Annotated in this window: 14 protein-coding genes; 6 read left to right on the forward strand and 8 right to left on the reverse strand. The window is 44.9% G+C overall.

The annotated features are described in order from the left end of the window. Positions 1–2 precede the first annotated feature (2 nt). A complete protein-coding gene (locus tag AZI87_RS02870; protein ID WP_253696371.1) occupies positions 3–1,448 on the reverse strand; it encodes a TolC family protein in 1,446 nt (481 codons plus the stop codon). Between the two features lie 156 nt (positions 1,449–1,604). Between AZI87_RS02870 and AZI87_RS02875 the strand changes: the two genes are divergently transcribed. Continuing rightward, positions 1,605–2,252 (forward strand): TetR/AcrR family transcriptional regulator, encoded by a 648-nt coding sequence (locus AZI87_RS02875; protein ID WP_063204914.1) that lies wholly within the window; start codon positions 1,605–1,607, stop codon positions 2,250–2,252. A gap of 57 nt (positions 2,253–2,309) precedes the next feature. On the opposite strand, the gene AZI87_RS02880 is transcribed toward AZI87_RS02875, so the two are convergent. Beyond that, positions 2,310–3,338: a hypothetical protein gene (locus AZI87_RS02880; RefSeq protein ID WP_063204915.1), complete on the reverse strand. Its 1,029-nt coding sequence runs from the start codon at positions 3,336–3,338 to the stop codon at positions 2,310–2,312. A 229-nt stretch (positions 3,339–3,567) separates the two neighbouring features. Continuing rightward, on the reverse strand, positions 3,568–4,623 hold the full coding sequence (locus AZI87_RS02885) for a sigma-54 interaction domain-containing protein (RefSeq protein WP_063204916.1): 1,056 nt from the start codon (positions 4,621–4,623) through the stop codon (positions 3,568–3,570). 186 nt (positions 4,624–4,809) lie between these two features. Between AZI87_RS02885 and AZI87_RS02890 the strand changes: the two genes are divergently transcribed. Continuing rightward, positions 4,810–5,685, forward strand: coding sequence for a tyrosine-type recombinase/integrase (locus AZI87_RS02890; RefSeq protein WP_063204917.1), 876 nt, complete (start codon positions 4,810–4,812; stop codon positions 5,683–5,685). On the opposite strand, the gene AZI87_RS02895 is transcribed toward AZI87_RS02890, so the two are convergent. From AZI87_RS02895 to AZI87_RS02905, 3 genes are all read right to left on the reverse strand, one after another. Then, on the reverse strand, positions 5,686–6,129 hold the full coding sequence (locus tag AZI87_RS02895) for a hypothetical protein (protein ID WP_063204918.1): 444 nt from the start codon (positions 6,127–6,129) through the stop codon (positions 5,686–5,688). It lies immediately after the preceding gene. 102 nt (positions 6,130–6,231) lie between these two features. After that, on the reverse strand, positions 6,232–6,828 hold the full coding sequence (gene recO, locus AZI87_RS02900) for a DNA repair protein RecO (RefSeq protein WP_063204919.1): 597 nt from the start codon (positions 6,826–6,828) through the stop codon (positions 6,232–6,234). Then, positions 6,825–7,811 carry a hypothetical protein gene (locus AZI87_RS02905; protein WP_063204920.1) on the reverse strand — a complete coding sequence of 329 codons (987 nt, stop codon included), beginning with the start codon at positions 7,809–7,811 and terminating at the stop codon, positions 6,825–6,827. Before AZI87_RS02905 ends, recO begins: the two co-directional genes overlap by 4 nt. 120 nt (positions 7,812–7,931) lie before the next feature. Here AZI87_RS02905 and AZI87_RS02910 point away from each other — a divergent pair, with 120 nt between their 5' ends. After that, positions 7,932–8,549: a hypothetical protein gene (locus AZI87_RS02910; RefSeq protein ID WP_253696373.1), complete on the forward strand. Its 618-nt coding sequence runs from the start codon at positions 7,932–7,934 to the stop codon at positions 8,547–8,549. A 48-nt stretch (positions 8,550–8,597) separates the two neighbouring features. After that, a complete protein-coding gene (locus AZI87_RS02915) occupies positions 8,598–9,704 on the forward strand; it encodes a fatty acid desaturase (RefSeq protein WP_063204922.1) in 1,107 nt (368 codons plus the stop codon). A gap of 49 nt (positions 9,705–9,753) precedes the next feature. On the opposite strand, the gene AZI87_RS02920 is transcribed toward AZI87_RS02915, so the two are convergent. Beyond that, entirely contained in the window at positions 9,754–11,292 is a 1,539-nt protein-coding gene (locus tag AZI87_RS02920) for a YiiX/YebB-like N1pC/P60 family cysteine hydrolase (RefSeq protein WP_063204923.1), read from the reverse strand. Between the two features lie 241 nt (positions 11,293–11,533). On the opposite strand from AZI87_RS02920, the gene AZI87_RS02925 reads away from it, so the two are divergent. Both AZI87_RS02925 and AZI87_RS02930 read left to right on the forward strand, forming a co-directional pair. Continuing rightward, the gene (locus tag AZI87_RS02925; protein ID WP_063204924.1) at positions 11,534–12,814 is read left to right on the forward strand and encodes a transglycosylase SLT domain-containing protein; all 1,281 of its coding nucleotides are present in this window, start codon (positions 11,534–11,536) and stop codon (positions 12,812–12,814) included. Continuing rightward, the gene (locus tag AZI87_RS02930) at positions 12,802–13,224 is read left to right on the forward strand and encodes a hypothetical protein (RefSeq protein ID WP_253696375.1); all 423 of its coding nucleotides are present in this window, start codon (positions 12,802–12,804) and stop codon (positions 13,222–13,224) included. The genes AZI87_RS02925 and AZI87_RS02930 overlap by 13 nt, the downstream gene beginning before the upstream one ends. On the opposite strand, the gene AZI87_RS02935 is transcribed toward AZI87_RS02930, so the two are convergent. Next, positions 13,214–14,116 carry a LysR family transcriptional regulator gene (locus AZI87_RS02935; RefSeq protein ID WP_063204925.1) on the reverse strand — a complete coding sequence of 301 codons (903 nt, stop codon included), beginning with the start codon at positions 14,114–14,116 and terminating at the stop codon, positions 13,214–13,216. The genes AZI87_RS02930 and AZI87_RS02935 overlap by 11 nt on opposite strands. Positions 14,117–14,190: the final 74 nt, after the last annotated feature.

Genomic DNA, 14,190 nt, shown 5'->3' on the forward strand with positions numbered 1-14,190 from the left:
GATTATTTTCCTCCTTCAACAGAGGCTTGGTAAAGTTTAACTCTAGCTTGAAGTCCAAGAATCTGAGCGGCCGCTTGCACGCGGTTCACTTCAGATTGCGAGAAGTCTTGTTCAAAAAGAAGAACTTGATAAGTCGTAGTTCTTCCCTGACGAAGACGTGTGCGCTCATTGTCCAATTTGGCTTTTTGCGCGTTGACTATATTTGTAGCCAAACGAAGGCTTTCTTTAGCTTCCGCCATTTGTTCTACTAAATTCGTCCATTCTTGTTCTTGATTGAATTGTTTTGCTTGGTAAGAAAACTCTGCCGCTTTGCTCGCTTTCAGTGCTCCGGCTTTCGCATCGTTCAAAGCGAAAACATTTAAGGGAAGATTGAAGCGCAGGCCTACGAAAGCCGTGTCTCTGCCATCTTCACCCGCTGCTTTTAAAGCGTCGTTAAGCTCTTCGTTACGACCGTTTAAAGCGTAACTTCCGTAAAGATCTAAAGTCGGTTTGTTTTTCTCTTCAGTAACTTTAGCTGAAGCTTGTGCCAAACGAGACTGTGCTTCCGCAGCTTTCACGTCGTAGCGATCACCGGGTCTTGCATTAGGCACTTCAACAGTTCCTAAAGACGAATAGTTGATACCATCCAATGCCGGAGTTGGTTCTTCTGCCTTTCTATTTAGGAAAGTGTTGAAAGCGCGACGAGCGGCTTTTTCGCTATTTTCTGCTTGTTGCACTCCGAAGATAGTGGCTTCCACCATGGCTTTGGCTTGAAGAACGTCGGCGTTTTCGCCTAAGTTCATACGAGCTTTGCGAGAGACATAATCCAAAATACTTTGAGCTTGTTTCAAAGCGCGTTTCTGAACTTGCACAAGTTCCTGAGCTGATGCCAGTGACCAGTAAGCCGCTTCGGCTTCAACCAAAGTTCCAACAGACTCTGCCTCTGCTCCGAATTTTTCTGCGACATTTTGTTGGCGAGTCAATTCTTCATTCGCGCGTGCCGTGCGACCGAAACCATTTCCCCAAAGAGGCATGTTTAGTTCTAGAAGCGGAGTCGCATCCCAAAAGCTGTTCGGAATTCCTGCTGGAAGATCTGCTCCGACAACTTCCGTGCGATCCATCGCATAGGAAAGTTTTGTTTCAAGACCGAAACTGAAATCTTGAGATACTCCGAGAGAGTAATTCTGCATTTTCAGTTCATCATATGTAATGGTGGAACCGAAAGGCTCTTTACCATCGTAGCCAATTCTTGCGTTGGCAAAAAGACGCGGAGTAAAGAACAAGTCTGCTTCGCGTGTCTTTAGTTGAGAAGCTTCGGCCTGCTCAGAGCTCGCCTTGTACCCTAAACTATGTTGTTTAACTTGATCGAGATATTCATTCAGATTCATTGCGGACGCCGAATTTCCAACCAGGGTGGCTGCGAGAATCAGCGAGAAGCTAGCAATGTTTAAAACGTCGGATCTTTTCATTTCATAACTCCGTTATGTAATCGCTTACATACTTAACCTAACCGAAGACCCCTAAGTATGCAATCAATTACTTTCTTGCGTACTGATTTAGCTTATGATACATTATATAAAGATAAGACATTTCAAGTACTTAATTGAATTGTCAGGAGATTTTCAATGACGGATTCATCTCAAGTTAAGATCCAAAATGACGAAAGTCCTGCTCATGTTAAGGGCAAAAAAAGGGACCGTTCTGCTTCTGAAGAAAGATTGATTCAGGCAGGCTTAGAGATCTTTGCGAAAAACGGATTTAATGGTGCAACGACAAAAATGATCGCAAAGAAAGCCGACGTGAATGAATCACTGATCGGTCGTTACTTCGATGGCAAAGAAGGTTTGTTGATTGCCATTATTGAAAAGTTCTTAGAGCAAGTTATTCAAGACGAACTTCCCTACCCTCCTCAGAATACCTTGGCTGCAGAGCTAGAGAACTATGTGCGCTTTCGTGTGAACCAAGGATGTATGCACGAAGAGTTTGCGCGTATCGTGTTTTCGCAGTGTCTAGTGGATAGAAAATTTAAAAAGAAAGCACGTGAAACGATTCCACTGCTCATTGACCCTAAACTTATTGATCGCGTGCAGATGTTAGCTGATAAGGGCCGCTTGAAAGAAGGCGCCAATGTCTTAGAGATCTGTGAACATCTTGATACTTTTTTAGACGGGATTTTCTTTTTCGATCATATCCTGCATGAGGAGCCGCCTGAAGTCACCGGAGAGAAAGCCGCTCGCTTCGTAAGGACTTACTCTCGCCTTTTTGATAAATAAAATATTTTATAACTGAAAAAATAAAAAACCCACAGTGAGAGCTGTGGGTTTTTTGTTTTATTCGTCGAACGCCGGAAGATCGTCGATCGTTGTTGTTGGTGGAGGTGGAATCACTCCAGGTTCTTCCGTTTTTGTCGTGCTGCCAGTACCTGAGTTTGTGCTCGTAGATCCTGTGGAGCCTGTCGAAGTGCCCGAGGATGACGAAGAACCTTTTTTCTTATCTTCCTCTTGCTTTCGTTTTTGCTCTTCCGCTTTTTTACGAGCTTCTTCTTGTTTTCTTAGCTCTTCTTGTCTGCGAGCTTGTTCTTGATTTTGAGTTTGTGACTGACGACGTTGCTCTTCAAGGCGACGTTGTTCTTCGGCTCTACGTTGAGCTTCGCGCTGTGCTTCGATGCGACGTTGCTCTGCCACTCTTTGCGCTTCTTGCTGACGTCTTTGTTCTTCGAGGCGCGCTTGCTCGGCAGCGCGACGTTGTGCTTCTCGACGTGCCTTGATTTCTGGATCGTGTTTCTCTAAGCATGCTCTTGCGACGATATCTGAGTTCTGACCGCGGCGAACTCCATCTTTGATACATGTGTTAAGTTCAAAGTTGGTTTGATTACGGCAAAGTCTTAAGACATCCGTCGTCGCGCGAAGGTTTTCAAATTCTTGTCCGCCGTTGATGTACATATCAGCTGCGCACTCAGCAAAGCGTGGGTTCACCGCCTGCGAACAGATAGAAACGAAATAGTCTTGATAGTCTTTTGAAACCTTCGCAGACAATTGAAGAGTACAGTCTTGAACTCGAGAATCCAAAACTCCTTTTGCGCAGAAAAAACCAGCAACATCTACTTTGCCGTCGCCAAATTTATAACGAGCCAACTCAACCGTACATCTTTGGAACTCGAAATCAGTACGGCCGTAAGAACAAGCTTGATCCGTCAACGACTCGAAAGTACCTAGTTGGGAATATAGATTTGCTGAACACTCTTCACGAGAAACGTAATGAGGCGCCGGCGGTGGCACTTGTCTGTCACGTTTTCCCCAAGCCTGTGCTTGGTTTGCAAATGTTAAAGTCACTAGGACCAATGCAAGAATGTTCTTCATATAAACCTCTTAATCCGGATCTATGTTTTGCAAGGCATAGGCCACGTCATCTCGTTTTAATACGGTTTTTAGGGCGGTGACGTGGCGAGGGTTTTTACACAGTGACAATTCAGTTTGGCTCGTGAAAACGCTGGCTTGGGATGGTTTTTTGGCAAAAAAAAGCCCGAGGTGGGAAGAGAGAAAACCACCTCGGGCTAGCTAGTAATACTCGTACTTTCGTACTTAAGATCTATTTCATGGGCTTCGTGTGAACTGCGAATTTTTCGAACTCGCCGTACTCATGAAGTTTGTTATAAAGAGTCTTGATTGTAATGCCCAAGTTGTTAGCTGCTTGAGTTTTATTACCACCAAAGTGCGCTAGAGCTTTCAAGATATAGCGCTTCTCTAAATCGTGAAGAGTCATTGTTGGATCGTAATCGATCACGTCTTTTTCAGTCTCGCCGTTACGGATATTCTCTGGAATATCGTTCAACATGATCATGTGACCTTCAGAAAGGATCTGAAGTCTTTCGCACACGTTTTGAAGTTCACGGATATTTCCTGGCCAGTCATAACGAACCAAAGCTTTCATCGCTTCTTCATTCACGGAACGACCACGGTTCAAATACGCGTGTTGAGAGTTGTTCAGGAAGTGGTTGATCAACGCCGGGATGTCTTCTTTACGACGACGAAGAGGCGGAGCACTGACCACGATCGTGTTGATACGATAGAACAAGTCTTCACGGAAGTTACCTTTTACAACTTCTTGGTCCAATTCTCTGTTCGTTGCACAGATCAAGCGGATATCTACTTTAATAGGGTCTTTGCCACCCACGCGGTAGATTTCACCTTCTTGGATGAAGCGAAGAAGTTTAGCTTGGATCGCAGGATCCAACTCACCGATTTCATCAAGGAACAAAGTTCCGCCATTAGCCGCTTCAGCCAAACCGATCTTACGGTTGTAAGCGCCAGTGAAAGAACCTTTTTCGTGACCGAAAAGTTCAGATTCAAGAAGAGTCTCACGAAGAGCACCGCAGTTGATCGCTACGAAAGCTTTGTTTCTGCGATTAGAACGATCATGGATAGAGCGAGCGATAAGCTCTTTGCCCGTTCCAGATTCACCAAGAACCAGGATGTTCGCCGTCGAAGGAGCCACGCGGTCGATCATCTTCATCAAGCTTCCCATCACCTCAGATTGGTAGACGATGGTCTTGTTTTCCAAAACTTTGGAAGTTGTATTTGTATTCCACATCACTTGATTTGCATTCTGAGAAGAGGGCAAGATCATAGAGTTGTTGTCGTTCATGGGTTCCACCTTTCGGTAACGTACTTTATAAATCTGGGTGGGTGTCTCAGATTGAATATCTCGTTCTGATACACCGCAGCAACGCATTGAGTTATAACTTTGGTCGTGTAAGTTTTGCAAGTAAATTTTTGCATGGCGTTAAATTTTTTTTAGGGCCTATGCTTCAACCCATAGGATTTCAGCATCATGGCAAAGCCGTTTAAACTGGCCGAAAACATTGATAAATATCTGAAATTCATGACTTTTGTGAAGTCGGCCTCCCCCCTCACAATCAAGCACTACAGCTTAGATCTTAAGCAGGCTTTTAATTATGAGAATTCGTCGGCTTCTTTGAGCGAGGCTGAACTGCTGGCTACGGCTCGCAGAGCCTTCAACCAGTGGGCTCACCTTTCTTTGGCCTCCCGGAATCGCAAAGCCGCCACTCTGAAAAGCTTCTTTTCCTGGGCTTTTGACGAGTCACTGACCGAGAGAGATTTGTCTCTGCAAATCACTTGTCCGAAGGTTCCAAAAAAACTTCCGCACTTTCTAAGCGTCGATGAAGCTCTGGCAGTTTTTAAAAGCTTTGATAGCGACAAAGAGGTTCCACTTAAAGAAAAGGTCTTATTCCTGCTTCTTTATGGTGGCGGCTTGCGCGTCAGTGAGGCTTGCAATCTAAAATGGTCCGAAGTCTTCATGGCGCAGAAAATTCTGCGTGTGACAGGTAAAGGATCTAAAGAGCGCGTGATTGCTCTTCCCACTTTGACGGTGCAAGTGCTGCATACATGGAAGAAAGAAAGTGGCTTCAACGAATTCGTCTTTGGCGAAGAACCGCTAAACCCCCGCACGGCCTACGACATGGTAAAATTAAGTGGTCAGCGTGCAGGGCTTTTAAAGCCATTGCATCCGCATGCTCTTCGTCACAGTTTTGCGACTCATTTATTATCTAGCGGAGCCAACTTAAGAACGTTGCAAGAGCTATTGGGCCACGAAAGTCTGCAGGCCACTGAAAAATACACTCATTTGGGGATCGATCAATTAGCGAGGACGCTAGAGAATCTGCACCCTTTGGGAAAAGGAAAGTGATTACTTTCTGATAAATTCACACGTGATCTGATAACCCGCGCCTTCATCCAGCGCCAAAACCACTTTATCACCGTAATTCGTAAGAATATAAGTCTCTGAAAGATAGGCCTCACCGACAAGAGGATACATGATAGTTTTTTGAGTAAGAACATTTCCGTCGAGGGTTCCGACAACGTCATAAGCAGAGTAATGACCTTCCTTTAAAGTTACGCGGCGAAACCCTTCTTCTAAAAGAAAGCCTACGGCCTCTTCTCCGTATACGTTGATCTCGATGTCCTTCGGATTAGACGTCTGCTTGCTATAACTGATGTAAGCTCTTTTCCCCGGAGCTAATTTACATTCTTCTTGGTTAACGGAGTAAGCTCCTAGGAACTGCTGTAGACCTTGAGCGTGAGAGATGTTTGAAAATAAAACTATCGCGATGAGTGAGGAAACGAATTTCATAAAACCTCCGAGAGGTCTTATAAGCTATCTTCGGCGTAGATCAAAATTCGCGGTGCAAAACTTGTAATAGGTATAAAGCATATTCGAAACTGTCGCTTAGTTTTACAGAGTCGCGTGTTCAAGATAGTGGCGGACCATAGCTTCGACATTGCGAAGTTCCTGATCCACAAGTCCACGTTGGGGAGCAAGCTTGTCCGTATCCGCAAGATGAGCCTTAAAGAACGGCGCCATCCAAGGTTCTGCATTCACAACACCTTGCTGAAGAAGAAACTTGATATAAAAGTGCATCTTTAAAACGAGAGGATCCTTTGCGGTCTCGACAGCCTTTAAAGCATTCCCTAAAAGATTGAAAAGAAACTCAGAAGATTTATCACCTTCCTGACTGACTTTGCTCACACAATCAATCATGTGCAGAGCAAGTTCCAGGCGGTCATAGTCTTTACGAATACCAGGGAAGTCGTTCAGCAGAGTCGCTTCTTGAAGAACATTCAGCTGTCCTTCTTCGGCCTGTTTATAGGTGAAACTCACGAAATGGGTGGGTTCAAGCACTCCCCCACCGAAGCGCTTTTTACTTTTCAAGGCACCCCGAGCGATGAAAGACAGCTTTTCCCCGACGGGTGAAAGCGCGTGAAGGATCAAGTCGGCTTCCGAGTATTTGATTTTTCTTAGAATGATGAAGCGGTCTTTGCCTTGAGTCACACGTCCCAACTTTGCTGCAGCTTTACTTCTTCATACGAAGATATCACAAGCTTGGCAAAGTCTTTTGTATTCAGAAGCTCCAGCCCCACAATCAACAAGCCGCGCAGTTGCTCTAGGCTTGGCGTAGGCTCCCACCAGTGGCGAAACATTTTAATGGCTGACCAGTGGCACATATTGGTGCTTGCCATCTTCTGCCAGCCCTCCACTTTAGAAATTCCTAGCTTTTTAAAAAGATTATCCGCCACGGCCTCAGCACTGACATCTGAGAAACTAAAAACCGCGCGATCAAACAGACGAGTGGCCTCAGCACTGAAATACAAACGAGCAACAGCTGAAATTTCCTTTTCAAAATTCTCAACTAAGAGCGGATTGCTTTGATGTTCACCACGGGCCTCAGTGAGTTCTTTGATAAAGGCTTCCGCCTGCCAGCTCATATTCTGCGCCATCATTGCGGGCGAGCGAAACCTTTCTCCGACAATAGCAACAGCCACCGAAGGCGCGTACGAACACAAGCGAACTGTGTATGGACGAATTGTTATCGACTCTTGAAAATGTCGAGCGTGGGAAACCCGAAAAGAAAAGATGCGCTTTTCGTTGAGCAGCTTATCAAGTTCATCCGCGAATGGGAAAATCTCACCGGTCACGGGATGATCTTCGGCAAATAATACAAAACAAGTTTCTTTCTTTAAATTTTCCACCCACTCTTTCACATCGTGAAGTTTCAAATGTGAAAGCGCAGCCACTTCGTAGGTCTCTTTGTAGTAGTAAGGAAGTAAGCCTTCGAATACAGAAGTTTGCCCCAGAATTACACCAATGGCTTTTTTATGGGACATAAATTGTGCGGTACTTTGTGAGATTTCAAATACGGCAGAGGCGATACCAGCAAAACTGCGTGCACGAGCTTTGGGTTCCAAACCTAAGGCGGCTTTAACTTGATCGTTTAATTCTTCCCAAGCTTCCGGTCGTACAACGTCGATAAACATCTTTCAAATTTATCAGATTCCCTCATAAAAGAGAGTGCGACGAAGGTCTTATTTTCACCAGGAAATTGAGTGTTGACCCTATCACACAGTAAACTTACTAAGTTCATGTGGAGTGCGTTTATGAAATTGAATCCGTTTATTTTAGCTTTGGTATTTTTGACTGTCGGCGCTTTGACTTCTCCGGCGCACGCCCTCTTTGAAACACGCGTCACTTACGGAATGCTTGCTAACAATCCTGATTTGGATCCTTTGTGCCCAACATGCGCGGCAGAAACTCCGTCCGTTTCTAATGCTTACGGCCTTGGAGCTGACGCAATCCTAACAATTCCGTTCCCTTTCGTTCCAGGTGTAGGACTGCGTTATGAAAACATGAGCTTCACGACAAGCGGTATTGACTACACCATGGATTACACTCGCACGGCATTGCTAATTAATTGGCGTCCCATCGACAATCTTTTCTTCTTGGGGCCTATTTTCACTTGGGGATTGTCTCACTCGACTCGTCTCAAGGCGGAAGAAGGTGGCGTCTTAAAAGCAGATTTTTCTAGTGATTCCGTGAAGTCGTACAGCCTGGGCCTAGAAGGTGGTGTGAAGCTGACAGGCTTCATTGTGGGAGCTGAAGTCGGCTACCTTGATTTTCGCTGGGATGGCGCGGAAGACGCGACTGGTAACGCAGCCACGCAAGACATTAATATGAGTGGAACTTACGGCAAAATTATCCTTGGCTTTTCTATTTAAGTGTCGAAATCTACACACCTCTGTTAGACTTGATTCTGAGAGGTGCTAATGACAAAAAAACGTATCGAATGGCCAGTCGCCTTATTCCTGATTATCAATCCGCTGGTCACGCTTATTCTAACTCCAATTTACTTCTACTATTATGGTTTTGAGTTAGACATCCTGCTATTTGCTTTGATCTTCGCAGCAGCAACAAACTTAAGCATTACGGCGGGCTATCACCGTCTATTTTCTCACAAAAGTTACGACGCCCATCCTGTAGCGAAAGCGCTGTTCTTGCTTGTCGGTGCGTCGGGCTTTCAAGGTTCCGCTTTGAAATGGTCTTCAGATCACCGCCGCCACCACACACACATTGATGGTGATAAAGATCCTTACAACATCAACGAAGGTTTCTGGTACGCCCACATGGGTTGGTTGTTCTTTAAAGATTCAGTGGATCAAAAAATCCACGCTCCAGATCTGCAAAAAGACTGGATGGTAGAATTCCAACACAAATATTATGTGCCACTAGCAATTTTGACGGGCTTTGCACTTCCTACTTTGATCGGTTGGGCGATGGGTTCGGCTTTGGGTGGCTTGGTTATCGGTGGAGGTCTTCGCATCGCTTTGACTCAACAAAGCACTTTCTTCGTGAACTCTCTTTGCCACACTTTGGGTAAACAAACGTACTCAAAAGAAATTTCTGCTCGTGACTCTTGGTTCGTAGCAATCCTGACTCACGGTGAAGGCTACCATAACTTCCACCATAAATTCCAAATTGACTACCGCAACGGTATTAAGTGGTACCACTGGGATCCAACAAAATGGGTTATTAAATCCCTGAACTTCATGGGTCTTGCAACAAAGCTTCGCCAGATTTCTAATGCGGAAATTTTGAAAGCACGTCTGCAAGCTGAAGCAGCGGAATTGACTAAGCACGGCTTTGCAGAAGAAAAGCTGCAAGCGATGAGAGAGAAAATCTTAGAAGCTCAGAACAAAATGAAAAAGCTTCGTGACGATTATGAGCAATTTAAAGTCGATGCCGTTCGTAAGCGTGAAGAACTGAAAGAGGCTTACGACCTGAAGCTTGCAGAAATCAAACGCGAGATGGAAATTGCCAAGCTGGAATTCCAAATGGGAATGAAGCAATGGCAAGTGTGCCTACGATCTGTTTAATGGATTTTATTTAGAAATTAAAAAAAGGGAGCTTTTCAGCTCCCTTTTTTTATTTGCAGTCTTTGGACTTATTGTAGAAGAAGTAGTGGAATTGTGACGACTCCGGATTCCCACCGATGTCCCTGTCGTTAGGATATCTGTTGGCTTCGCGGAAGGCCTGCTGCTTTTTGCAATCCTGATAACGATACTCTTCGTTGATCGCCATCATGTCTTGGAAAGAGGGCAAATAGCCTTTCTTTTTATAGAACTCAGCCTCTTTAGCATAAATATTCTTTTCAAGAGTTTTCGCGACCGCTTCAAATTGCACGTTCGTTTTAATACTTCCTACCGGCATATATTTCGGAAGAGTGTCAGCCGCAATACCAAACTGACGAACGAACTTCGCGAAATAAGACTTAACCGAGTGTTGTGGAGCCCAGTGGTATTCGTAGCCTTTCTCAATCATCCAAGAATAGATACTTTGCAGAACCGCGTCCTGCATGCGAACTTGACGAAGAAGTGGATACCAACGGTACTCAGCCACGAAGTCAAATCTGGGATCCACTTCGATATCGTAAGGAGCGAATAAAGAAGTTTTAGAGACACCTAGGTTTTTAAGATATTCGGTGTTCTTAAACTTCGTCGCGCCACTGCGATATTTTGGAACCATGAACTGCCCGTTAGAAGCTCTGTCATAGGCCATACGAATCACCTCAGAACAGAAGATCGTTGAATAGTCATCGTCATCCATCGCAAAGTCATAGCGGATGCCTTTTTTCTTATCTAAAGCTGCTTTTGCAATGTCGTACATCTTTCTGGCAGCCGATTTAGCCAACGCCTCATCGGGCTGACGATACAACGCCACACGGGCATCTTCAGCTTTTCTCCACTCTTCAAGAGGAGTCACGATCACACCATACTGAATCAAAGACTCAACGACGTACTTCTTGCCCGCTTTATCTTCGCCCACAAGGGCTAAGTGGGAAAAGTTACCTTCTTCATCACCAATGCGGGCGATCATAGCTGAGACGTGTGATTTTCCACGCACCAACATCACGTCGCCGCTTTTCAATTTGAAGTCAGCAAATTTTGGATTCGTCCAAGTGCTGGGTTTTGAATTCACCATGATAGGTGTTTTCTCAAACTTAAAGACCTTTTGGTTATAAAGCCATTCTAAAAGATATTCTTCAGCAAAACGTGCGTACTGGAAGCCTTCACGAATCTCGGTGATACATTCTTTAGAAAGCTCGTTACGAGAATCAAACTCTTGAAGCTTATCGTGCAGGACCACTCGGATCTGGAAAATCGTATCAATGGCTTCACTGCCACGGGTTTTTAAAAGCTCAACTTCAGCAGGCGTCTTAGGAATAAAATGGTCTGCTGGCAGATAGAAAAGATAATCCGTCACCTGATTCACAAATTTCGCGCATGTTTGCGGATTAAAGATCTGCGGATTGTTCAAGTCGTTCAATACTTTCTGGCTTCCAGAAAGAAGCTCTTCCGTGCTAGCGGGACGACGATAGGATTCCACCTCACCCGTCTTTGAAAAGGGACTTTGACAGGCTGTCAGCGCCAGGACTGCAGAACCTAGAAGTAAGCATTTTTTCATTAGGATTTCCCCCGTTTCCTCATTCTTCGGAAAATTCTTGGGTTTCCGTAACTGGACTTTCGAAGCGAAGCAAAATTCGGCTCGGTTTAGCTGTCTAAGTCTTGGACGTGACTATGACTCTTTAGGCGTTTACCTCACTTCGTCTCATTCTGAGACAGAGATCCGCTTTGTAATCTATTGAAATCATTGATCCAGGATTGGCAAAGCTCTTGCTTTGTAAACCCTCTGAGGAGACCTATCCATGAAAACTGGAACACCACTATTATATAAGCTGTTGTTGTTGAACTTGTGTTTCAGCGTTGGTTGGAGCCTTGGCTCACCCGTCTTTTCAACTTTCGAAATGGCTTCAAGTGAAAAAGGTCTGTCTGTTCCTTTTAACGTGGACGAGCAACCCGCTCCGATCATTGAACATGCTCTCGACCAAATCGATAAAGCTAAGAATGTCCAAAATCTTTTAGGCAGTCTGAACAATATGAGCAATAAGAATTGCCCTGATTGTGAAAAGCAATTGGCGAATCTGCGCTACAACCAGTGCAACCGTCAAAATAACTATTTGGAAAAAGAACTCGAGCAGACGGCCCAAGGGAGCTCTTTGCTGGCGGCTTTAACCCGCTCACCGATCCGCGTGAACTCTATCATTAAACCTATGTGTATGCGTATGTCGATGGAAGCCAAATTTTCTGCTAGCAGTAAATCCTTCCGGCAATGTGCTGCAAACGACACCTCATCACAGGCTTTCCGCCCTTGTATTTCAGAAAACTATTTTAAACTTATCAATAATAGCTTCGACGTCGTCAGCTCATGCATGAAAGACTTCATCGCACCAGGTGAAAGTGAAGAGATGCAAAAGTTGGATGTGCGCGCCGTTTACGCTCTTATCAATGTTGAGTCTGGCTTCCATGTCAATGCCATGAGCGGCACGGGCGCTGGCGGCATTGGACAGTTTACTCAACCCGCGATTCAAGATGTGAACACGAACGAACTCAACGATATCCGCATCGCTCTTGAGAGCAGTAAGAATCGCGTGTGCTCGCGCCTTTCTATGGAATTCTTAGACTCCATGCAACCGATTCGTCCGCAGAAGTCTTATGCGTGCGATCGTATTTCTTTAAAACGCGGAAACCCCGTGACAAACATGATCTACACTTACGCCTATCTTAAAGGCGTTAAGAAAGATATGAACTCAATGATCTTTAGCAATAAGAACTACAAATCAAAGTTCCGTCTTTCTGAGTATGACATGAACAAAGTTAAAAGAGCTTTGATGGTATGGTCTCATAATACGGGCCCGGCAGGAACTTGGACTCCAGCGAAGACATTGCTGAATACTTATTATCGCAATCGTCAAGTGACGAACGCAGATGAGTTCATCAACCAAATGCAACAGTACATGCAAAAGTTCCCGGCTAGCGCGAACAAGAGTTCCGCTCGTCGTAAAGAAACATCGTCTTATTTTCCTGCGATTACCAAAACATTGAACGATATCGAAAAGAATGCTGGAGGTGGATCATGCGTAAATTAATTCTAATGGTTTGTTTGCTTGCTTCCCAATCGTCTTTGGCCTTTACCGACAGTCTTACTTTGCAAACAGCGGATAATCTTATTGCGCATTTACAACGTCAGGATAACGTAGTGGCTCGCCTTCAATACCTAGAAACTTACAAACAGTTTCTTTTCGATCGTTTGAATACGATTGAGATTCCGGATTTAGCAACGACACCCGATGACCACCCGGCGCTGGAAGAGTACCGGAGTCTTACGGAATACGATAATTATGTGAATTTGATCCGCATGAAAGACATCAATGCCTCCACCTGTCAGCGCACCAGAACACGCATTGAGAACTCCACAAGCCGCGATGGTGGATTGGTTCCGGAGGCCGTTGAGGCGATGAAGATTCTGAATGCGCTTTGCAGTCCTACTACAAACTAAAACCCTTCATGAGTTTTGCGGCGATCGGATTGTTAATCTTACGATCTGCCGCCGCAAGCCAGATCTCTTCACTCACCCCTTTGAGCGTTCCTAAAACCACCAACTTTTTTTCTTTGATAAGTTCATCTGCTGCCATCAGAGAAATGGGGATGAGCCCTACGCCCTCTTGCCCTAAAAGTTTTTGTAAGCTCGTATCTTGAGTTTCAGCAATGCGATCCACCCTGATGCCATTGACTTTAAAGTAGTGATCCAGGTCCCGGCGGAGCTTGCTATGCACTGTTGGAAAAACAAAGGGCTGTCCTTCCAGTGATTGTGGAAAGCCTTTCTTAAGGTGCTTATATTTCGCAGAGGCACATACGACGACGTCGAGCTTTGCAATCGGCCGGGCATATATACTTTTCGTGTCAACATTAGGTGGATAGTTGGCAAGAAGCAAATCGATCTGATGCGCACTGAGTTCACGCAGAAGTTCGCTGCCTCCCCCTTCCACAACGGAGACCGAACAGTTTCCTTGGTGATGCGCTTGCAAAATAATTTCTAATAGGATGTGCTTAGGAACGCTATCCAGAGCACCGATTTGCACATGCACACGGTTGTTTTGAAGACGGTCGTGCAAAGCCTCAACCATTTCCGCGCCCAGGTGAAAAACTTGATCTGCGTATTCATAAGCCAGTTTTCCGGCCTCTGTCAGATGCAGCCTTTGCTTACGACGCTCGAAAAGATCTTTGCCTAATGACTCTTCCAACTGGCGCAGTTGAGTGCTCAGCGACGGCTGACCTATCTTTAGTTTTTCAGCAGCTTTGGCGATGCTTCCTTCTTTTGCAATTGTATAAAAATAGTGAAGGTGGTGATAATTAAGCCACTGCATTTGGTTTGCCACTTTAACAGGCATATATCCTCTTCGTTAAAATCAAATAACTTGTTAAAGATTATCGATTTTTTATAATTAAGAAAAGCCCTTATACT

Origin of the sequence: Bdellovibrio bacteriovorus (assembly GCF_001592745.1) — a bacterium.
In the GTDB taxonomy this organism is placed as follows: Bacteria; Bdellovibrionota; Bdellovibrionia; order Bdellovibrionales; family Bdellovibrionaceae; genus Bdellovibrio; species Bdellovibrio bacteriovorus_B.

Excerpts from the sequence above, each read along its gene's own strand:
- AZI87_RS02870 (WP_253696371.1), bottom strand. The coding sequence starts at position 1,448 with ATGAAAAGATCCGACGTTTTAAACATTGCTAGCTTCTCGCTGATTCTC.
- AZI87_RS02875 (WP_063204914.1), top strand. The coding sequence starts at position 1,605 with ATGACGGATTCATCTCAAGTTAAGATCCAAAATGACGAAAGTCCTGCT.
- AZI87_RS02880 (WP_063204915.1), bottom strand. The coding sequence starts at position 3,338 with ATGAAGAACATTCTTGCATTGGTCCTAGTGACTTTAACATTTGCAAAC.
- AZI87_RS02885 (WP_063204916.1), bottom strand. The coding sequence starts at position 4,623 with ATGAACGACAACAACTCTATGATCTTGCCCTCTTCTCAGAATGCAAAT.
- AZI87_RS02890 (WP_063204917.1), top strand. The coding sequence starts at position 4,810 with ATGGCAAAGCCGTTTAAACTGGCCGAAAACATTGATAAATATCTGAAA.
- AZI87_RS02895 (WP_063204918.1), bottom strand. The coding sequence starts at position 6,129 with ATGAAATTCGTTTCCTCACTCATCGCGATAGTTTTATTTTCAAACATC.
- AZI87_RS02905 (WP_063204920.1), bottom strand. The coding sequence starts at position 7,811 with ATGTTTATCGACGTTGTACGACCGGAAGCTTGGGAAGAATTAAACGAT.
- AZI87_RS02910 (WP_253696373.1), top strand. The coding sequence starts at position 7,932 with ATGAAATTGAATCCGTTTATTTTAGCTTTGGTATTTTTGACTGTCGGC.
- AZI87_RS02915 (WP_063204922.1), top strand. The coding sequence starts at position 8,598 with ATGACAAAAAAACGTATCGAATGGCCAGTCGCCTTATTCCTGATTATC.
- AZI87_RS02920 (WP_063204923.1), bottom strand. The coding sequence starts at position 11,292 with ATGAAAAAATGCTTACTTCTAGGTTCTGCAGTCCTGGCGCTGACAGCC.
- AZI87_RS02925 (WP_063204924.1), top strand. The coding sequence starts at position 11,534 with ATGAAAACTGGAACACCACTATTATATAAGCTGTTGTTGTTGAACTTG.
- AZI87_RS02930 (WP_253696375.1), top strand. The coding sequence starts at position 12,802 with ATGCGTAAATTAATTCTAATGGTTTGTTTGCTTGCTTCCCAATCGTCT.
- AZI87_RS02935 (WP_063204925.1), bottom strand. The coding sequence starts at position 14,116 with ATGCCTGTTAAAGTGGCAAACCAAATGCAGTGGCTTAATTATCACCAC.